The organism is Pseudomonas sp. NY15374, from assembly GCF_048068255.1.
GTDB classification, from domain to species: Bacteria; Pseudomonadota; Gammaproteobacteria; order Pseudomonadales; family Pseudomonadaceae; genus Aquipseudomonas; species Aquipseudomonas machongensis.
In genome coordinates this window covers 770,714-790,477 of the sequence record NZ_JBLUPZ010000001.1, presented here as the reverse complement: position 1 = coordinate 790,477, position 19,764 = coordinate 770,714, and the positions used below count along the sequence as shown (strand labels likewise).

Below are 19,764 nucleotides of genomic sequence, written 5' to 3'. Positions count from 1 at the left end.
GAGCAAGCTTCTTCATTCATCAAAACGATAGGGAGAAGTCAATGAGCATTTCCAGGTATCTGAACCACCGCGTGACCAATCTCATGCTCTCCGTATTGATCGGCACAACCCCCGTGATCTCGGGATTGGTGGTCATGGACTACCAAATGCACAGACAACTTGAGAAAAAATCGAAGGTCTCCATCGAAGAAGCCGTGTTCGCTATCGATCGTGTACTCGATAGCCTACATGGCGCGGCACTGCAGGCGCAGCCACTGAGTACCCAGCCATGCAGTGAAGTTCAACAAGAACTCGAGAACCAGGCCAGGCGTAACCCGCGGATTCACTCGTTGGTGTTGACCCGCAACGACATCGGATTTTGCAGTAGCCTGGGCACAAAGCCTTTGTACACGCCTCACTTCGCAAAGGGCGAATACCTGCAACTCAACATGAATTCACCGACCATCCCCAACGGTATTCTCGTGGAGTACCGTCTGGTCGCCAATAACCATTCAGTTATCGCCAGCACCTACGGGCTCGAGCTACGCAACGAACTGCGCGGCTTCAAGGACGGGGTCGTGTTGGAACTAGAGTTTGGCGGCCTTTACATCTCGGCCAACGGTGACAGCCGTAACGAAGTACGCCCCTCGCTGTCGGAGTTCTCGCAGAGCGGCGTATCGGAAAAGTACGGTTACCTCGTCAGAGCGGGTTATCCTGATGGTTTTACGGCGCGCGAGTCACAATATATCAGGACAAATATCATGCCCTCCCTCGTACTCATCGGCCTCTTCACCTCGGTGCTCGTACTTTGGAGCCTCTTGCGTAAACAATACCCTGTCAAAGGGGTGTTGCCGGTCATTGACCGGTAACACCCTGTTCACAAGGCTAGTCGACGTTAAGCACGCCGCGCCGAACCTGGTCGCGCTCAATGGACTCGAACAGAGCCTTGAAATTACCTTCGCCAAAGCCATCATCGCCCTTGCGCTGGATGAACTCGAAGAATACCGGCCCCAGCAGGGTTTCCGAGAAGATCTGCAGCAACAGGCGCTTGTCGCCAGGCGCGGACGCACCATCGAGCAGAATACCCCGAGCCTGTAGCTGATCGACGGGCTCGCCATGCCCCGGCAGACGCTCTTCGAGCATCTCGTAGTAGGTCTGTGGCGGCGGGGTCATGAAACGCGTGCCGATGGCCTTGAGAGCATCCCAGGTCTTGAGCAGGTCGTCGGTCAGAAAGGCCACGTGCTGAATACCTTCTCCATTGAACTGCATCAGGAACTCTTCGATCTGGCCCGAGCCCTTGGACGATTCCTCGTTCAGCGGAATACGGATCATGCCGTCCGGCGCAGTCATGGCGCGCGAGGTCAGCCCGGTGTACTCGCCCTTGATGTCGAAATAGCGGATCTCGCGGAAGTTGAACAACTTCTCGTAAAAGCCTGCCCAATAGCTCATTCGCCCACGGTAGACATTGTGCGTGAGGTGATCGATGATCTTCAGCCCCGCGCCTGCCGGATTGCGGTCGACGCCTTCGATAAAGTTGAAGTCGATGTCATAGATTGAGCTGCCTTCCTCGAAACGATCAATCAGGTACAGCGGCGCACCGCCGATGCCCTTGATCGCTGGCAGCCGCAGCTCCATCGGGCCCGTTTCGATTTCCACCGGCTGAGCCCCCAGCTCCAGTGCGCGGGCATAGGCTTCATGCGCATTGCGCACGCGGAATGCCATACCGCAAACGGACGGACCATGCTCGGCTGCAAAGTAGGAAGCGATGCTCTTGGGCTCGTTGTTCAGGATCAGGTTGATGCCACCCTGGCGATAAAGGTGGACATCCTTGGAGCGGTGAGTGGCCACCTTGGTGAAGCCCAATGCCTGGAATACCGGTTCCAGCACGCCAGGAGTGGGCGAAGCGAACTCGATGAACTCAAAGCCCATCAGGCCCATCGGGTTGTCGAAGATATCAGCCATGTTCGTGTCCTCATCTACAGCAAAAAAAACGGTGTCAAACGCTTGGGATGTCGGACAGACGAGGTGGTGAGCAGGGAATACCCCTCACGCTGCGGGAGAGGAAATCGCCATAGAGAAGCTTGAACCCGTGGTATGCCATATGAACCTGGTCTCGGCTGGGTCGGCTTTCCAGAAGGGAAAGACCTTATTCTTGTATTCGTAAACTGATTCTACAGTGCGTAATTTCCTTTGTCGCGCATTAGTTCGGTACTCCGCCGAAGGTCCGAGCTATCCTTGTGCAACCACCAGTCATACAAGTCTAGACCCGCATGCCTCTTACGGTTAAACGCCCTGCTCGCTGGAGCTGGCGCCGCCTGCTGCCCTGGGCGGTCGGCACACTGCCAATCCTGTGCGGCCTGGCGATCATGCACTGGCAGATCGAACGCGATCTGCGAGACAACAGCCAGGCCACCGTCCAGCAGGTCGTCAACCACGTGGAGCGTATCCTGGATGGTGTCTCCACGGCGGCGCAAGCGCTGTTGCCTCTGGCCGGACGCCCGTGTAGCGAAGTCACACTGGCTTTGCGCGAGCAGGTGACGCGCAATGCGTTCGTACGCTCCACCAACCTGTTCAACCACGACACCCTGTATTGCTCCTCGCTGTTGGGCGATTACGACGAACCGGTCAACCCCCTCGACTACACCGAAGGTCAGCTGTGGCTGATGGATGGCAATTCGATCACGCCCGGCCATCCCCTATTGGTGTATCGCACCGGTCAGGAGGGCCGCGGAGCCATCGCCACGGTCGATGGCGACCATCTGCTCACGGCCCTGCGCTTGATTGCCGATGACGAAACGCTGGGGATTCAGATCGGCAGGCACTGGTTGGGTGCCGACGGCCTCGTGCATACCGGCACCCCTCCGACAGCCGCCAGCGCACACGTCTCCCAATACTCGGCACGCTACCCGTTCAGCGTCCACGGTGGCTATGGTCCGGACAAACCGATGGAAGTGCTGCGCAGCCAGTATCCGGCGCTGTTGGGCCTTCTATTGGTCATTGGCGCGTTGATCGGTCTGGCCTGTCGTTGGCAACTGCGACGTGCCTCGTCGTCAAGGGCCGAGTTGAACCGGGCGCTGGAGGCGAACGAGTTCATCCCATCCTTTCAGCCGGTGGTGCGCAAGGGTGACTACCGCTGGGCCGGCGCCGAGGTACTGATGCGCTGGCAACACCCGCACGAGGGATTGGTGCGCCCCGACCTGTTCATCCCCTACGCCGAGCACAGTGGGCAGATCGTGCCCATGACCCGTGCCCTGATGCTGCTTACCGCCCAAGGCCTGGCGCCCTATTCGGCGCTGATGGAGGACGGCTTCCACATCGGCATCAACATCACCGCCGACCACTGCCGCGACCTGGGACTGCTTGACGATTGCCGCACCTTTCTCCAGCACTTCCCACCTGGCCGGGTGATCCTGACCCTGGAGTTGACCGAACGCAAACTGATCGAAGCGACGCCGATCACCCTGGAGCTGTTCGAAAAGCTTCACCAGATGGGCGTGATGATTGCCCTGGACGACTTCGGCACCGGCCAGTCCAGCCTCAACTACCTGCGGCAGTTCAAGATCGACTACCTGAAGATCGACCAGAGTTTCGTCGCCATGATCGGCAGCGATGCACTGTCACAGCACATCCTCGACACCATCATCGACCTGTCGACCAAGCTGGAGCTGGGCATTGTCGCCGAGGGCGTGGAAACCGACGTTCAGCGTGATTACCTTGCGCGACAACAGGTGGATTTCCAGCAAGGCTACCTGTACGCGCGGCCAATGCCGCTGGAAGAATTCCTTCAGGCGCTCGCTGCACAGCCCGCCAGCTTGCGGTTGCCCCAGGGCGTCCCCCCTGAGATCATGCCCGGCTGATTCGTCCGTTTACTTTCTGCAACCGAGGCTTTCGTGTCAAAAGGCATCATCTCGTCTGTCATGGCATCCTGTCTGTTCGCCGTGATGTACTTCTATACCTCCATGCTCGCGCCGCTCGACGGCGAGGAGATCTTCGGCTGGCGCACCCTGCTGACCCTCCCGTGCCTCACCCTGTTCATGCTGCTCAGCAAGGACTGGAAGCATGTCGGCGAGCTGCTGGCGCGCGTTCGCCAGACCCCTCGCCTGTTACTGGGCATGGTCGGCACGTCATGGCTGCTGGGTATCCAGCTATGGCTGTTCCTGTGGGCGCCGCTGCACGGGCGTAGCCTTGAGGTGTCGATGGGGTATTTCCTGCTGCCGCTGGCCATGGTCCTGACCGGCAGAGTGGCCTATGGCGAGCGCCTGTCACGCTTGCAGAAGCTGGCGGTAGGCTGCGCCGCGCTTGGCGTTGGTCACGAGCTGTACCAGCATGGCAGTTTCGCCTGGGAGACGCTGGTGGTTGTGATCGGCTACCCGATCTATTTCGTGCTGCGCCGACGCTGCCGCACCGACCACCTGGGCGGCTTGTGGTGCGACATGTGCCTGTTGCTGCCATGGGCCTTGTACTTCGTGATCCAAGGCCCGCTGTCGAGTGCCGACCTGGCTGCACATCCAGGCCTGTACGCCCTGATCCCACTGCTGGGAGCGATCAGCGCTTCGGCGCTGATCGTCTACGTGCTCGCCAGTCGCCTGCTGCCGTTCGGTCTGTTCGGCCTGCTCAGCTACGTCGAACCGGTGCTGCTGGTCGGCGTAGCCCTGCTACTGGGCGAGAGCATCGCGCCTGACCAGTGGCTGACCTACCTGCCGATCTGGGCTGCGGTGCTGGTGCTGGTGCTCGAAGGCATCAAGCACCTGCTGCGTCAGCGTCGTCGCTCGGTGTAAGACGCACCTGGCGCACCCGCCTCTCCTCCACCGCCACCACCGTCATGGTCCAGCCGTTCCAGGCCAGTCGATCGCCTACCACCGGCAGGCGATCCAGCAGGCTCATCACCAAGCCCGCCAGGGTCTGGTAATCCTCGGTGGCGCGGGCGACGAAGCCGGTACGCGCCTGAACCTGGCTCAGGTTCAGGGCACCACTGACCACGAAACCGCCCGACTCCTCGACGATCCCCGGCCCTTCCACCTCACTGGCGTCCGGCAATTCGCCGGCGATGGACTCGAGGATGTCGGTCATGGTCAGTACGCCGGTGAAGTCACCAAATTCGTTGACCACGAAGGCAATGTGGGTGGACTGACCACGCATCTGCTCCAGCGCGTTGAGAATGCTGAAACTCTCCAGCAGGTTCAGCGGTGTACGCACCATGCTCTCAAGGTCTGGCTGGTTGCCCGAGAGCAACTCCTTGAGCAACTCCTTCTTGTGCACGAAGCCCAGTGGCTCGTCGATACGACCGTCACGAATCAACGGCAGTCGTGAGTATGGAGAGTTGACCAGGACCTGCGTAATGGCTTCATCCGACAGCGCCAGATCAATGGCATCCACCTCGGCACGCACAGTCATCACGGTGCGTATCGGTCGCTCGGCCAGGTTCAGCACACCGCTGATCATCACCCGCTCGCGGCGGTCGAACAGCACATGCTCTTCCCCCCCTTCGACCAGGTCGGCGATCTCCTCGCCCACTTCATCGGCCTCGATACGTCGCCCCCCCAGCAAGCGCAGTACAGCATGCGCCGTGCGCTCGCGCAGCGGCTTGTGCTGCTGCAGGCTGCGTTTGCGGCGGGCCCGAGCCACCTGGTTGAACAGCTCGATCAGGATCGAGAAACCGATCGCCGCATACAGATAGCCTTTAGGGATATGGAAGCCCAGGCCTTCGGCAGTCAGGCTGAAACCGATCATCATCAGGAAGCCCAGGCACAGCATGATCACGGTCGGGTGAGCGTTGACGAAACGGGTCAGCGGCTTGCTGGCAACGATCATGATACCGATGGAGAAGATCACTGCGATCATCATCACCGAGAGCTGCTCGACCATGCCAACGGCCGTGATCACCGCATCCAGCGAGAACACCGCATCGAGTACGACGATCTGCGCGACGATGGGCCAGAAGGCAGCGTGACGCACAGCGCCGGTGCTCTGGGCCACATGCCCTTCCAGGCGCTCGTGCAACTCCATGGTGGCCTTGAACAACAGGAACACACCACCGAACAGCATGATCAGGTCACGGCCAGAGAAGCTCTTGCCCCAGACCTCGAACAACGGCGCGGTCAGGGTCACCATCCACGAGATGGAGGCCAACAGGCCCAGGCGCATCAGCAATGCCAAGGTCAAACCGATCACCCGGGCACGGTCGCGCTGATGCGGCGGCAACTTGTCGGCGAGGATGGCGATGAAGACCAGGTTGTCGATACCCAGTACCAGCTCGAGGACGATAAGCGTCAACAGGCCTAGCCAGGCCGTGGGGTCAGCTAGCCATTCCATTAGCGGGTACTCTCGGGAGAAACGTCACGAAGACGCGGAAAGGATGGCCAGGACGGCCGAAGACTGGGGGGCTCCGCGAAGGTGCTCATAAATACCTTGATAGAAATTTGGGAAGGTGATCCTACAATCGAAGCAGGTTTTCCTGACAGTGTGAAACTATTACAAAAGCTGTAACAGCTCCAATTGAGCACTTTCATTCAATACCAGGGCCTCAACGGTGAGCCAGGATGCGTGACCTCATTCAACATCAAGGAAGCCCTTCATGAGCCTGTCACTGTCCATGGCCGCCTTCGCCTTGGCGGCCTCGATTTCTCCTGGCCCTGTGAATATAGTCGCCCTCGGCAGTGGTGCACGTCATGGGCTGCGTGCCAGCCTGGGCCATGCTGCAGGCGCCAGCCTGGGGTTCTGCCTACTGCTGGTACTGATCGGCCTGGGGCTGCATGAAGTGCTGCTGCGCTGGCCAGTGATAGGCCGCCTGCTGCATTGGGGTGGGGTGTTGTTCCTGTTGTACATGGCCTGGAAGCTGTCCAGCGACAACGGCCAGCTGAACGCCAGCCATCAGACGCAGGCGCCGTCGTTCTGGCACGGTGCTGTGATGCAATGGCTCAACCCCAAGGCCTGGCTGGCTTCAGTGGCCGGAATCGGCGCCTACACCGGCGGCGATCAGCAACTGCTGTGGCTGTTCACCTGGCTGTATGCACCCATCTGCTTCGTCTCAGTGGCCAGCTGGGCGTGGGCTGGCAGCGTGATCAGTCAGTACCTGGGAAACCCGCGTCACATGCGTCTGTTCAATCGCGGTTTGGCGGTACTGCTGGTCGCCAGCGCGGTGTACCTGGTACTGGGCTAACGCGCTCAACCGCCGCTGCGGTAATGCCCTGGCGTGGCGGCCAGATGCTGCTTGAAGGCCCGCTGCAGATGCGCCTGATCGGCGAAGCCCGCCTCCAGCGCCACCTCGGCGATCCCGCGTCCGCGACGCAATTGCGCCCGGGCGTGCTGTACCCGCTGGTCGACCAGATACCCATGGGGCGTCAAGCCAAAGCGTCGGCGGAACGCGCGAATCAGATACGCCCGCGACAACCCCGCGGCGGCGCAGATATCGTCAAGGCTCAAAGGGTCGAGGCGATGGGCACGAATGAAGGCCGCTGCCGCTTCCAGACGCGGATGTGCCTGCGAATGCGCGCCGGGCGCTGCCTCGAGGTATCCCGGCAGTGCCTTGAAGAACGCCTTCAGCATCGTTTCACGGGCGTCGGTATCGCCATCGAACAGCCCGGCGAAGAGCTGCAACAGACGCGCATAGAGCGCTGGCGACTCGCTGTAGGTTGCCTGGGGCAGGACGAAGCCCTGCGCCTCAAGCCAGGGCAGGTCGACGTACAACATCAGGTACGACCAGACTTCACCCTCGATCGGATTGCACGCATGTACCACACCGGGGTTCATCAACACCGTGGCGCCGGCCGAAAGCTCGCGCCAGGTATCGCCGGACAGGTAGCTGCTGCGCCCGCCCGTCACCACACCCACGGAAAAACCTTCATGCGAATGCGGGCCATAGCAGACCTGGCGCCCATCTCCCACCCGCCGCGCCTCGACGAAGGGCAGCGCTGGATCGCGCCAGAACCGCGACACCTCGATCATCGTCCGCGCCTCACGCCTCACCGCCTTGTACCACGACCAGCAACTGCGCCTGGCATTCACCGACCGAGCGCAGCCGATGCGGTGTCTGCGCGTTGAAATGCAGGGCATCGCCCTGCTCCAGCAACACCCGCTCAGACATGAAATCGACCTCGACCTGGCCCGCATGGACGAACAGAAATTCCTCGCCCTGGTGCTCCTTGAACGTGGGATCACTGAAATCTCGGGGTGGCTGAACAAGAAAGGGTAACAGGCTGCGCTGCCCGATCTGTGACGTCAGCACCGTATAACCCGGGCCTGCACCATCACCTACCAGGGCCTGGCGCTCACCGCTGCGCACCAGGCTGTAGCGCGCCTGGAGAGTGTGATCTTCGGCAAACAATTCTTCGACATTGACGTTCAATGCCCTGGCCAGCTTCAACGCCGCCGCGATCGAAGGGGTGTTCAACCCACGCTCGACCTTCGACAGGTAGCTCTTGGTCATGCCGGATTTCTCAGCCAGCACCTCCAGGGTAATGCCCAGTTTCTTTCTCAGCAGTTTCAAGCGGATAGACATGCGGCGCGGTTTTCCCGTGTGAACGGCCTTGCTAATGACACTTTGTGTCATGTAGATTGTTTTGTGTCATGTGATTGACCGCCCCTCTCCCGATCAAAGCAGCGGGGCGGGCAAGCACTGGCATCATCAGCACGCCACAGAGGATATCCCCATGGCCAACACCCTGACACTCGGCAAAGAGCAACTGGTGCACAAAGCGCTGGCACAGATGCAAGGCTCACTCGCCGATAATACGTGGACTGTACGCGAAAAGCTGGCCCTGACCTGTCGAATTCTCTTCGACCATGGCCATGACTCGGGCCTGGCCGGGCAGATCAGCGCCCGCGGCCCGCAACCCGGCACGTTCTACACCCAGCAACTGGGCCTGGGCTTCGACGAGATCAGTGCCAGCAACCTGCTGCTGGTCAACGAAGACCTGGAGGTGCTCGAAGGCCAAGGCATGCCCAACCCCGCCAACCGCTTTCACAGCTGGGTGTACCGCGCCCGGCCAGATGTGAACTGCATCATCCACACCCATCCCACCCACGTTGCCGCCCTGTCGATGCTGGAGGTGCCGCTGCAGGTCTCGCACATGGACCTCTGCCCGCTGTACGACGATTGCGCGTTCCTCGGCGCCTGGCCTGGCGTACCGGTGGGCAACGAAGAAGGCGAGATCATCAGCCAGGCCCTGGGTGACAAGCGCGCCATCCTGCTTTCGCACCACGGCCAGCTGTCCACCGGCACCAGTATCGAGCAGGCTTGCGTCTATGCCCAATTGATCGAACGTGCTGCGCGCCTGCAGTTGCTGGCGATGTCCGCCGGCAGCATCAAACCCATCGACCCGCAGCTTGGTCGTGAAGCCCACGACTGGATCGACCGCCCCAAGCGCCACGGCGCCTCGTTCAACTACTTCGCCCGGCAGAGCCTGCGCAAACACGCCAACTGCCTTGACTGACCCCTGAATGCCTTGCTTGCGGAGCCACCCATCATGACCACAGAATTCCACGGCATCATCGGCTACACCATCACCCCATTCAGCCAGGACGGCGAACAGCTCGACCTGCCTGCCCTGGGCCAGTCCATCGATCGCCTCATCGACAGCGGCGTACACGCAATCGCCCCACTGGGCAGCACCGGTGAAGGCGCCTACCTGAGCGACGGCGAATGGCATCAAGTCGCTCAATACAGCCTCGAACGCATTGCCAAGCGCGTGCCCAGCATCGTCAGCGTCTCCGACCTGACCACCGCTGGCGCGATCCGCCGCGCCCGCTTCGCCCAGCAGCACGGTGCCGATGCGGTGATGGTGCTGCCGTCGGCCTACTGGAAGCTCAGCCCAAGCGAGATCCTCGAGCACTACCGCAGCATCGGTACCGCCATCGACCTTCCGATCATGCTCTACAACAACCCCGCCACCAGCGGCACCGACATGCCGGTTGAGCTGATCCTGCGTATCGTGAGCGAGGTGGACAACGTGACCATGGTCAAGGAAAGCACCGGCGACATCCAGCGCATGCACAGGCTGCAACTGCTCGGTGAAGGCCAGGTGCCGTTCTACAACGGCTGCAATCCGCTGGCGCTGGAGGCCTTCGTGGCCGGAGCCAAGGGCTGGTGCACCGCTGCGGCCAACCTGATTCCAGGATTGAACCAGCAACTTTACCAAGCCGTGCGCAATGCCGATCTCGAGCAGGCGAAAGCCTTGTTCTATCGTCAGTTGCCGCTGCTTGACTTCATTCTCAAAGGCGGTCTGCCGGCCACCATCAAGGCCGGCCTGGGCATGACCGGGCTGGCAGTGGGCGAGCCGCGGCGGCCAGTGTTCGGGCTGGATGAGCAGGGTCGTGGCGTGCTGAAGGATCTGCTGCACGACTTGCAGGATCGTTGAAAGCCCAAAAGATTGATGGTTGTGCCATGACTCTCGTGGCTGCGGGCTCGGAAGGGCCCGCAACACCCTGAAAAATCTTCGCCAACCCTGAATTTTGCCTCAGCTCGTCCGTTCGATATGCTGCCCCTCCAAAACGGACCATGACGGTTCCGTCCTGCTATCAAGGATGTGTTCGTGCCAGATCCACGCTTGTCCCTTGCATTGCTCGGCCTTGCCACTATCCTGCTGCTCGGTGGCTGCCAGAGCGGGCCCAAGGCCGACGCTGCGCCACCTGTCGACCCCAAGGCTCGCCAGGCCTTCATCGAGCAGACCATGGGCATGCTGCACCACGACATGCTGGCTGCCACCGGCGGCCAGATGGCTGGAGTGCTCAACCTGGAAGTCACCCTGGATCGCGACAGCCGCCCGATCGCCTGCAGTACCCATCGTGCCAAGGCGAGCCTGGCCGTGCAGTTCCCTCAAGACATGACCGCCACCGACCGCAAACTCTTGGCCAGTACCGTCCAGAGCCAGTGCTGGAAAACTGTCTACCCCAAAGTGCCCGCCGGGATGCAGGGTGACAAGGGAGAGGTGCAACTGGTCGCGCCGTTGGTCCTGCTCAGGCCGCCCTATGTGTCGGAGCGTGAGCAGCAACGACGCCAGCAGCATGCCGATAATCAGTTTCTGTGGCGGACGCTGATGCGCGATGAACCAGTCGACAGCGTAGGCCTGGCCCTGATCCGCTACCAGGCAGATGCCGCAGGCCGGGTAACAGGCTGCCTGGTTGAGCTTGCTCCGCACCCGGTGCGCAAGGACGCGTTTCGCATGGACGGAGCCCTCCAGGCCCGGCTCAACCGGCAGTGCCTGAACCTCGACCTGGGGCAGATGCCAGGGTTCGCGCCAGACGCGCATGGCAATTTCGCCGGTAACGGGCTGCTCGAGTACGCGCCCTGGAAAGTCGGCCGTGATTAGGCTGTGTCTGGTCCCGAGGCCTTCAGGTCGGTACCGTCATGCCAATGAAGTTCGCCAGCTCCGCGGTACGCGGAGCGGCGAACAGCTCGCCGGGATCGCCCACCTCATGCACCTTGCCCTGATGCATGAACACTAGCTTGTCGCCCACCTCACGGGCGAAGCGCATCTCGTGGGTGACCATGATCAGGGTCATGCCTTCGCTGGCCAGTTGCCGCACCACACCCAGCACCTCGTTGACCAGCTCCGGATCCAGCGCCGAGGTGATCTCGTCGCACAGCAAGACCTTGGGCGACATCGCCAGCGCGCGGGCGATCGCCACCCGCTGCTGCTGCCCGCCCGAGAGGCGATCCGGGTAGGCGTCGAACTTCTCCGCCAGCCCCACCCTGGCCAGCATGCGCTCGGCCAACTCACGCGCCTGCGCCTTGCCGGTGTTCTTCACCACTTGCGGCGCCAGCATCACGTTCTCGCCCACGGTCAGGTGCGGGAACAGATTGAACTGCTGGAACACCATCCCGACCTTCTGCCGCAAGGCGCGCAAGTCGGCACGGCTGGCGTCGAGGTATTCACCGTCCACCTCGATCACCCCGTCGCTGATCGACTCAAGGCCGTTCAGCGTGCGCAGGAAGGTACTCTTGCCCGAGCCACTGCGGCCGATGATCGCGACCACTTCGCCCTCTTCGATGCTCAGGTCGACGCCCTTGAGAACGTGATTGTCGCCGTAGTACTTGTGCAGCGCGGATACTCTAAGCAGGGGCATGCAGCCTCCTTTCCAGATAACGGGCGCTCAGCGAGAGCGGATAACAGAGGATGAAATAGCCCAGCGCGACCAGGCCATAGACCATGAAGGGTTCGAAGGTGGCGTTGGCGATCATGCCGCCAGTCTTGGTCAGTTCGGTGAAGCCGATGATCGAGGTCACCGCCGTGCCCTTGACCACCTGCACCGAAAAGCCCACGGTCGGCGCGATGGCGATGCGCAGTGCCTGGGGCAGGATGACGTGGCGCAACTGCTCCATACGGCTGAGCGCCAGGCTGCCGGAGGCCTCCCACTGGCCACGTGGAATCGACTCCACGCACCCCCGCCAGATCTCGGCGAGAAACGCACTGGTGAACAAGGTCAGGGAGATCGCCGCCGCCATCCATGCCGAGACGTCGATGCCGAACAGCGCAATGCCAAAGAACACCATGAACAACTGCATCAATAGCGGTGTGCCCTGAAACAGCTCGATGTAGCCACGGGCCAGGCGCCTTGGCAGTGCCCGCTCGGAAATGCGCCCGATCAGTACCAGCAACCCGGCCAGGCCGCCACAGGCGAATGCCACCAGCGACAAGGCCAGTGTCCATTGAAGGCCCGTCAGCAAGTTGCGCAGGATGTCCCAGAAGGTGAAGTCCATTCAGCGTTTCCCCATCAGCAGGCGCTGCCCGATCCAGCTCAGCAACTGGCGCACGAGGATGGCCATCAGCAGGTACAGGACGGTGGTCAGCAGGTAGGTCTCGAACGCACGGAAGTTGCGCGACTGGATGAAGTTGGCGGCGAACGACAGTTCCTCGGTGGCAATCTGCGAGCATACTGCGGAGCCGAGCATGACGATCACGATCTGGCTGGTCAGTGCCGGCCAGACCTTGGCCAGCGCAGGCCGCAGGACCACGTGGCGGAACGCCTCGAACCGGCTCATGGCCAGGGCCGCTGCGGCTTCCAGTTGCCCCCGGGGAATCGCCTGAATGCCGGCGCGAATGATCTCGGTGGAATAGGCCCCCAGGTTGATCACCATCGCCAGCACTGCCGCCTCCCATTCGCTCAGCCGCACGCCCAATGCGGGCAGGCCGAAGAAGATGAAGAACAGCTGCACAATGAACGGCGTGTTGCGGATCAGTTCCACATACAGGCCGAACAGCAGGTCGAACGGGCGCAGGCGCCAGGCCCGCACACCGGCACCGATCACGCCGATGGCAAGGCCGAGCACGGTGCCGATGGCGGTCAGCTGCAGGGTGAACAAGGCCCCCTTGAGCAGCAGGTCACCCTGGGCGAGCACGGGGGCGAAGTCGAATTGATAAGCCATGGCTAGAGGTATCCGCTGCCGCTCAAAGATCGGCAGGGAGAGGTTGCTTGAGCCATTTCTCGGCATTGCGGTTCAGGCTACCGTCGGCCTTCGCCGCGGCCAGGCTGCTATTGACCTTCTCCAGCAGCGCCGCCTCGTTCTTGGCCACCCCTACGTAGACCGGCGAGTCCTTCAGCTTGACCTTCACCACCGGCACCTTGGCCGGGTTCTTCTCGGCGATGGCCGACATCACCACGCTGCCGCTGGCAATCAGCTGGACCTGCCCGGAAAGGTAGGCGGCGATGGTCGAGTTGTTGTCTTCGAAGCGCTTGATCACCGCATCCTTGGGTGCCACGGCGGTCAGGGCCATGTCTTCGATCGAACCGCGGGTGACGCTGATGGTCTTGCCGGCGACCGCGCCGATGTCATCGATCTTCGTTTCGGCCGGACCGAACACGGCCAGGTAGAACGGCGCGTAGGGCTGCGAGAAGTCGATCACGGCCTCACGCTCAGGGTTCTTGCCCAGGCTCGAGATCACCAGGTCGACCTTGCCCGTGGTCAGGAACGGGATGCGGTTGGTGCTGTTGACCGGGGTCAGGGCCAGCTTCACACCGAGCTTGTCGGCCAGCAGTTGCGCGGTATCGATATCCAGGCCACGGGGCTTCATGTCCGGGCCGACCGAACCGAACGGGGGGAAGTCCTGGGGCACGGCCACCTTGAGCACGCCACGGGCACTGATATCGGCCAGCGCGTCGGCCTGAGCCAACGGCAGGGCCAAGGAGGTGCCACAGAACAGGGTTGCCAGGAGCAGGGAGCGGAACGTCATGGGTAGGCCTCGCAGGAACTCGGGTGATGGGACTGACCTGGCCATTGCAGGGGGCATGCCAGTCTGCGCCCCACCCCTTTGCGAAACGCTGCCAGGCCCGTGACTGCAAGGTCTTACTGGTCTGAACAGTTGCAGCGCATGGTCATCCTCTGCACCGCAATGCGCCCCGCTTTCGTGCAGGGCCTTGAGGGGCTGCGCCAGGTTGGCGCAACGCTTGCCAGCACGGTCCGTTCACCGTAAAACGTCAGCGTCATAGCCCTCTGACTGGTCTGAACAGCATGCTCGACACCCTCCCCCGCGCCGTCCCGGAACTGGCACTGCAGGCCATCCGCAAGCTTATCGATGAAGGCGGTTACCAGCCGGGTGATGCCCTGCCCTCGCAACGCGACCTGGCCGAACGGCTTGGTGTCAGCCGCGCCTCACTGCGCGAGGCGCTGTCGTCGCTCAGTGCACTGGGGCTGGTGAGCGTGCAGCCGGGCAAAGGCGTCTTCGTGCTGAGCCCGACACCCAGCGGATTTTCCTGGCCCTATGCCGAACAGGTGTCGGCGGCTGATACCTTCCAACTGCGCTATGCGCTGGAGGGTTTCGCCGCCGGGCAGGCTGCGCTGGCACTGACCGCCGATCACATCGACAGGCTCCAGGCCAACGTCGAGGCCATGCGCCAGGAGCTGCGCAACGGGCGCTTCGAGCAGGCGGCGCGGCTCGATTTCGAGTTCCATCAGTTGCTGCTGCAGGCCTGTGGCAACCAGGCGATGCTGCAGGTGATCACCACCAGCCAGGAAATTTTCCTGGAGAGCCAGAAGCTGCCGTTCATTCGCCCTGAGCGGGCCATGGAGACCTGGCAGGAACATCGCAAGATCCTCAAGGCCCTCGAGCGCAGGTCGCAAGCCGGGGCGCAGCGAGCGATGCAGGAGCATATCCGCAACGCTGCCTCGCGTACCGGGGTGGTATTCGCCGTCTGAGCGAGGACTGCCGTGCGCGACGGATTACCGGTTGAAACAGATATCCCGGTGTCGCCCTCAAGGATGCACCGACCCCCGCCCTCCGCTCTACTGGCCCTGACAATGAGACGACACGGCTCGACCGTGTCCACCCCCGCCAGGCTGCCTATGACAACCGGAGAGCATTCGCATGTCTGTATCCCATGAAGTATCCCCCGCCACCCTGCGTCGGGTGATTGCCGCCTCGGCCATCGGCAACTTCGTCGAGTGGTTCGATTTCGCGGTATACGGTTTTCTCGCCACGCTGATCGCGAGCCAGTTCTTCGCCAGCCAGGACGCCAGTGTCGCCCTGCTCAAGACCTTTGCCGTCTTCGCCGTGGCCTTCGCCCTGCGTCCGCTGGGCGGCATCGTGTTCGGCGCATTGGGCGATCGCCTGGGACGCAAGCGCATCCTGTCGCTTACCATCCTGCTCATGGCGGGCTCCACCACGCTCATCGGGCTGCTGCCGACCTACGCCAGCATCGGCATCGCCGCGCCCGTACTGCTGACCCTGGCGCGCTGCCTGCAAGGTTTTTCCGCCGGTGGCGAATACGCCGGGGCCTGCGCTTACCTGATGGAGCATGCGCCTCGGGAAAAACGTGCGTTCTACGGTAGCTTCGTGCCGGTCTCGACCTTCTCGGCATTCGCCTGCGCGGCGGTCATTGCCTATGCCCTTGAAGCCAGCCTGACGCCGGACGCCATGAACACCTGGGGCTGGCGCGTGCCCTTCCTGATCGCCGCGCCGCTGGGTCTGGTCGGGCTCTACCTGCGCTGGCGCATGGAGGAAACACCGGCCTTCCGCGAAGCCATCGCCGAGGGCCGCGAGCACGAACATTCGCCACTCAAGGAAACGCTGCGCCACCATGGCCGGGCGATCCGCAACCTGGGCGCCTTCATCTCACTGACGGCGTTGTCGTTCTACATGTTCACCACCTACTTCGCCACCTACCTGCAACTGGTCGGCAACCTCAGCCGCGCCCAGTCGCTACTGGTCACCACCGTGGCGCTGCTGTTCGCAGCGGCTGGCTGCCCGCTGGCAGGTGCCTTTTCCGACTGGATCGGACGCCGCCGGACCATTGGCTTCACATGCCTCTGGGTGATGGTCTGCGTGTTCCCGGCTTACTGGCTGGCAAGCTCCGGCTCGATGGCGGGCGCGTTGCTGGGGGTGATCCTGCTGGCGGTAGGCGCTTTGTCGAGCGGGGTGGTCACCGCGGCCTTGTTGTCGGAGAGCTTCCCGACCCGCACCCGCTACACCGCCTCGGCCATCACCTACAACGTCGCCTATACACTTTTCGGCGGCACCGCGCCGCTGGTGGCGACCTGGCTTATCGGCCAGACCGGCAGCAGCCTGGCGCCGGCCTTCTACCTGGTGGTTATCGCCCTGGTGGCGCTGGTTGGCGGGCTGGCGCTACCGGAGACTTCACGCATCTCCCTGCATGAGGAATCGCTGGGGAGCCAGCCAGCCTCGGTCTGACATCACCCGAGCCGGCTGGTAGCCCTCTCAATCTTCCTCCCGCCGGTACGCCCAGCGATAGAGTGCGGGCAACACCAGCAAGGTCAAGGCCGTCGACGACAGGATCCCACCAATCACCACTGTCGCCAGCGGCCGCTGCACCTCGGCGCCCGTGCCGGTGGCCAGCGCCATCGGGATGAACCCCAGCGACGCCACCAGCGCGGTCATCAGTACCGGCCGCAGACGGGTCAACGCGCCCTCCTCGACCGCCACCCGCAGCGATCGCCCCTCTTCTCGCAGGCTGCGAATGAAGGCGATCATCACCAGGCCGTTGAGCACCGCCACCCCCGACAGCGCGATGAACCCGACCCCTGCCGAAATCGACAATGGAATATCCCGCAGCCACAGGGCCAGCACCCCTCCGGTCAGGGCAAAGGGAATGCCTGTGAACACCAGCAAGCCGTCACGCAGGTTGTTGAACATCATCAGCAGCAACGCCATCACCAGCAGCAGTGAAACCGGCACCACCACCCGCAGCCGCTCGGCAGCCGACTGCAACTGCTCGAACTGCCCACCCCAGCGTGTCCAGTACCCAGGCGGAACCTGCACCTGGTCGATCAGGGTCTGCTCGGCCTGTTCGACGAACGAACCCAGGTCACGGCCACGCACGTTGGCACTGACCACCACCACGCGCTTGCCATCCTCGCGGCTGACCTGGTTCGGCCCCAATTGCAGGTTGAGGCTTGCCAACTGCGACAACGGGATAAAGCCGATCTGAGTGGCGCCAGCACTGGCCGGCACCGGTATCAGCAGGTTCGCCAGGCCGTCGACGTCTGTGCGCAGGGCCTCGGACAGGCGCACCACCATGTCGAAGCGCCGGTCACCTTCATACAGCGTCCCCGCCTTGCGCCCGCCGACAGCGATGGCCACCGCATCCTGCACCTGGGCAACGTTCAGACCGTGGCGTGCCGCCTTGTCGCGGTCGATATCGATGGTCAGTACCGGCAGCCCGGTGGTCTGCTCGACCTTCACCTCCGATGCCCCCGGCACCTGCTGCAAGGTGGTGGCAATTTTCGCCGCCGTGGCGTTGAGCACGTCCATGTCGTCGCCGAAGACCTTCACCGCCACATCGCTGCGCACCCCGGAAATCAGCTCGTTGAAGCGCAGCTGGATGGGTTGCGACAGTTCATGGTTGCTGCCCGGCACACTGGCGGCAGCCTGCTGCACCTCGGCAATCAGCGCTTCGCGCGGTTTGCCTGGATCGCGCCACTGCTCACGCGGTTTGAGCATCACGTAGGCATCGGAGATGTTCGGCGGCATCGGGTCCGAGGCGATCTCGGCGGTCCCGGTGCGGGCGAACACCCGCTCGACTTCGGGTACCTGGGCGATGATCGCCCGTTCCAGGCGTTGCTGCATGTCCACCGATTGGCTCAGGCTGGTGCCCGGCACGCGCAGCGATTGCAGAGCGAAGTCGCCCTCGCTGAGGCTGGGAATGAACTCACTGCCCATGCGACTGGCCAATACACCCGACAGCAGTACCAGGCTTGCGGCAGCAGCGAAGGCCAGCTCGCGTCGACGCAGTACCCAGGCGAGCACCGGGGCGTAACGCTGGCGAGCCGTGCGCATCAGCACACCCTCTTCCTCCTTGACCTTGCCTGTGACGAACAGCGCAATCGCCGCCGGCACGAAGGTCACCGAAAGAATCATCGCCCCCAGCAAGGCCATGACCACGGTGAACGCCATGGGGTGGAACATCTTGCCTTCGACACCGGTCAGGGCAAAGATCGGCAGATACACCACCATGATGATCAACTGCCCGTAGATCAGGGGCCGGCGTGCCTCACGGGCAGCCGCGAACACTTCATGGAACCGCTCGGCACGGGTCAGCATGCGCCCGTGCTTGTGCTGGGCATGGGCCAGTCGACGGATGGCGTTCTCGACGATCACCACCGCACCGTCGACGATGATGCCGAAGTCCAGCGCCCCCAGGCTCATCAGGTTGGCGCTGACCTTGTTGGCGAACATACCGGTGAAGGTGAACAGCATCGACAGCGGAATGACCATGGCCGTGATCAACGCTGCACGGATGTTGCCCAGGAACAGGAACAGCACGGCGACCACCAGGATGGCGCCTTCGACCAGGTTCTTCTTCACCGTGGCGATGGCTTTTTCCACCAGGTTGGTACGGTCGTACACCGTGACCGCCACCACGCCCTCGGGCAGGCTGCGGTTGATCTCTGCAAGCTTCGCCGCGACGGCCTGGGACACCGTGCGACTGTTCTCGCCAATCAGCATGAACACCGTGCCCAACACCACCTCGCGACCATTTTCGGTCGCAGCTCCGGAGCGCAGCTCTTCGCCCAGGCCGACCTGGGCCACATGGCTGACACGAATCGGCGCGCCATCGGCACTGGAGATGACGATGTTGGCAATGTCCTCGATCGACGCCACCTGCCCCGGCGCCCGCACCAGCAACTGCTCGCCGTTGCGTTCGATGGCACCCGCGCCGACGTTGGCATTGTTACCCTGCAACGCCGCGATCAGGTCATCGAGCGTGAGCTTGTAGGCCGCCAGGCGCTTGGGATCCGGTGCAATCAGATACTGCTTGGCGTGTCCACCGATGCTGTTGACCTCGGCCACACCCGGCACATTGCGCAGTTGGGGCTTGATGATCCAGTCCTGGATCACCCGCAGGTCGGTGGCGGTATAGGGCGTACCGTCCTCCTTGAGTGCACCGTCCCGAGCCTCGACCGTCCACAGGAAGATCTCCCCCAGGCCCGTCGAGATGGGCCCCATGCCCGCTTCGATGCCCTCGGGCAACTGCTCGCGGGCGACTTGCAGGCGCTCGTTGACCAGTTGCCGGGCGAAGAAGATATCGGTGGCGTCATCGAAGATCACGGTCACCTGCGACAAACCCGAACGCGACAGCGAACGGGTCTGCTTGAGCCCGGGCAGGCCGGCCATGGCCGTTTCGATGGCGTAGGTGATGCGCTGCTCGGTTTCCAGCGGCGAATAGCCTGGTGCAGCGGCATTGATCTGCACCTGCACGTTGGTGATATCGGGCACCGCGTCGATCGGCAGCTTCTGGTAGCTGTGGATGCCCACCGCAGCCATCAGCACCACGGCGAGCATCACCACCAGGCGTTGCTCGATGGCAAATTGAATCAGGCGTTCGAACATGAGG

At 62.6% G+C, this 19,764-nt stretch carries 18 protein-coding genes; 9 read left to right on the top strand and 9 right to left on the bottom strand.

The genetic code is table 11. The annotated features are described in order from the left end of the window. Positions 1 to 41: 41 nt before the first annotated feature. On the top strand, positions 42 to 848 hold the full coding sequence (locus ACNFHO_RS03800; protein WP_162714401.1) for a CSS-motif domain-containing protein: 807 nt from the start codon (positions 42 to 44) through the stop codon (positions 846 to 848). Between the two features lie 16 nt (positions 849 to 864). On the opposite strand, the gene hppD is transcribed toward ACNFHO_RS03800, so the two are convergent. Next, entirely contained in the window at positions 865 to 1,941 is a 1,077-nt protein-coding gene (gene hppD / locus ACNFHO_RS03795) for a 4-hydroxyphenylpyruvate dioxygenase (RefSeq protein WP_063544992.1), read from the bottom strand. 308 nt (positions 1,942 to 2,249) lie between these two features. On the opposite strand from hppD, the gene ACNFHO_RS03790 reads away from it, so the two are divergent. Both ACNFHO_RS03790 and rarD read left to right on the top strand, forming a co-directional pair. After that, positions 2,250 to 3,836 (top strand): EAL domain-containing protein, encoded by a 1,587-nt coding sequence (locus ACNFHO_RS03790; RefSeq protein ID WP_416765276.1) that lies wholly within the window; start codon positions 2,250 to 2,252, stop codon positions 3,834 to 3,836. A 33-nt stretch (positions 3,837 to 3,869) separates the two neighbouring features. Further along, entirely contained in the window at positions 3,870 to 4,757 is an 888-nt protein-coding gene (rarD, locus tag ACNFHO_RS03785) for an EamA family transporter RarD (protein WP_054890689.1), read from the top strand. Here the strand turns inward: rarD and ACNFHO_RS03780 are convergent. Continuing rightward, positions 4,720 to 6,291, bottom strand: a complete 1,572-nt coding sequence (locus ACNFHO_RS03780) for a TerC family protein (protein WP_112898340.1) — start codon at positions 6,289 to 6,291, stop codon at positions 4,720 to 4,722. The genes rarD and ACNFHO_RS03780 overlap by 38 nt on opposite strands. Before the next feature lie 262 nt (positions 6,292 to 6,553). On the opposite strand from ACNFHO_RS03780, the gene ACNFHO_RS03775 reads away from it, so the two are divergent. After that, positions 6,554 to 7,138: a LysE family translocator gene (locus tag ACNFHO_RS03775; protein WP_063544995.1), complete on the top strand. Its 585-nt coding sequence runs from the start codon at positions 6,554 to 6,556 to the stop codon at positions 7,136 to 7,138. 5 nt (positions 7,139 to 7,143) lie between these two features. Here ACNFHO_RS03775 and ACNFHO_RS03770 read toward each other — a convergent pair whose 3' ends face one another. Together ACNFHO_RS03770 and ACNFHO_RS03765 are read right to left on the bottom strand one after the other, a co-directional pair. Then, the gene (locus ACNFHO_RS03770) at positions 7,144 to 7,923 is read right to left on the bottom strand and encodes an AraC family transcriptional regulator (protein WP_112898341.1); all 780 of its coding nucleotides are present in this window, start codon (positions 7,921 to 7,923) and stop codon (positions 7,144 to 7,146) included. Positions 7,924 to 7,933: 10 nt separating this feature from the next. Next, the gene (locus ACNFHO_RS03765) at positions 7,934 to 8,476 is read right to left on the bottom strand and encodes a helix-turn-helix domain-containing protein (protein WP_054890693.1); all 543 of its coding nucleotides are present in this window, start codon (positions 8,474 to 8,476) and stop codon (positions 7,934 to 7,936) included. 151 nt (positions 8,477 to 8,627) lie between these two features. On the opposite strand from ACNFHO_RS03765, the gene ACNFHO_RS03760 reads away from it, so the two are divergent. From ACNFHO_RS03760 to ACNFHO_RS03750, 3 genes are all read left to right on the top strand, one after another. Continuing rightward, complete coding sequence (locus tag ACNFHO_RS03760) at positions 8,628 to 9,410, top strand: aldolase (protein ID WP_054890694.1); 783 nt, start codon at positions 8,628 to 8,630, stop codon at positions 9,408 to 9,410. A 33-nt stretch (positions 9,411 to 9,443) separates the two neighbouring features. After that, positions 9,444 to 10,334 (top strand): dihydrodipicolinate synthase family protein, encoded by an 891-nt coding sequence (locus ACNFHO_RS03755; protein ID WP_416765272.1) that lies wholly within the window; start codon positions 9,444 to 9,446, stop codon positions 10,332 to 10,334. Between the two features lie 174 nt (positions 10,335 to 10,508). After that, positions 10,509 to 11,285 (top strand): hypothetical protein, encoded by a 777-nt coding sequence (locus ACNFHO_RS03750; protein ID WP_151924613.1) that lies wholly within the window; start codon positions 10,509 to 10,511, stop codon positions 11,283 to 11,285. Between the two features lie 22 nt (positions 11,286 to 11,307). On the opposite strand, the gene ACNFHO_RS03745 is transcribed toward ACNFHO_RS03750, so the two are convergent. The 4 genes from ACNFHO_RS03745 to ACNFHO_RS03730 are packed head-to-tail and all read right to left on the bottom strand — an operon-like array spanning position 11,308 to position 14,147. Continuing rightward, the gene (locus tag ACNFHO_RS03745; protein WP_112898343.1) at positions 11,308 to 12,042 is read right to left on the bottom strand and encodes an amino acid ABC transporter ATP-binding protein; all 735 of its coding nucleotides are present in this window, start codon (positions 12,040 to 12,042) and stop codon (positions 11,308 to 11,310) included. Next, entirely contained in the window at positions 12,029 to 12,676 is a 648-nt protein-coding gene (locus ACNFHO_RS03740) for an amino acid ABC transporter permease (RefSeq protein ID WP_054890698.1), read from the bottom strand. Before ACNFHO_RS03740 ends, ACNFHO_RS03745 begins: the two co-directional genes overlap by 14 nt. Next, on the bottom strand, positions 12,677 to 13,342 hold the full coding sequence (locus tag ACNFHO_RS03735; RefSeq protein ID WP_054890699.1) for an amino acid ABC transporter permease: 666 nt from the start codon (positions 13,340 to 13,342) through the stop codon (positions 12,677 to 12,679). It abuts the gene before it with no gap. A gap of 22 nt (positions 13,343 to 13,364) precedes the next feature. Beyond that, positions 13,365 to 14,147, bottom strand: coding sequence for a transporter substrate-binding domain-containing protein (locus ACNFHO_RS03730; protein ID WP_063544998.1), 783 nt, complete (start codon positions 14,145 to 14,147; stop codon positions 13,365 to 13,367). A 278-nt stretch (positions 14,148 to 14,425) separates the two neighbouring features. Here ACNFHO_RS03730 and ACNFHO_RS03725 point away from each other — a divergent pair, with 278 nt between their 5' ends. Beyond that, positions 14,426 to 15,109: a FadR/GntR family transcriptional regulator gene (locus ACNFHO_RS03725; RefSeq protein WP_416765269.1), complete on the top strand. Its 684-nt coding sequence runs from the start codon at positions 14,426 to 14,428 to the stop codon at positions 15,107 to 15,109. Between the two features lie 169 nt (positions 15,110 to 15,278). Continuing rightward, complete coding sequence (locus ACNFHO_RS03720; protein ID WP_063545000.1) at positions 15,279 to 16,601, top strand: MFS transporter; 1,323 nt, start codon at positions 15,279 to 15,281, stop codon at positions 16,599 to 16,601. A gap of 27 nt (positions 16,602 to 16,628) precedes the next feature. Here the strand turns inward: ACNFHO_RS03720 and ACNFHO_RS03715 are convergent, their stop codons facing one another. Next, complete coding sequence (locus ACNFHO_RS03715; RefSeq protein WP_416765267.1) at positions 16,629 to 19,760, bottom strand: efflux RND transporter permease subunit; 3,132 nt, start codon at positions 19,758 to 19,760, stop codon at positions 16,629 to 16,631. Between the last annotated feature and the right edge of the window lie 4 nt (positions 19,761 to 19,764).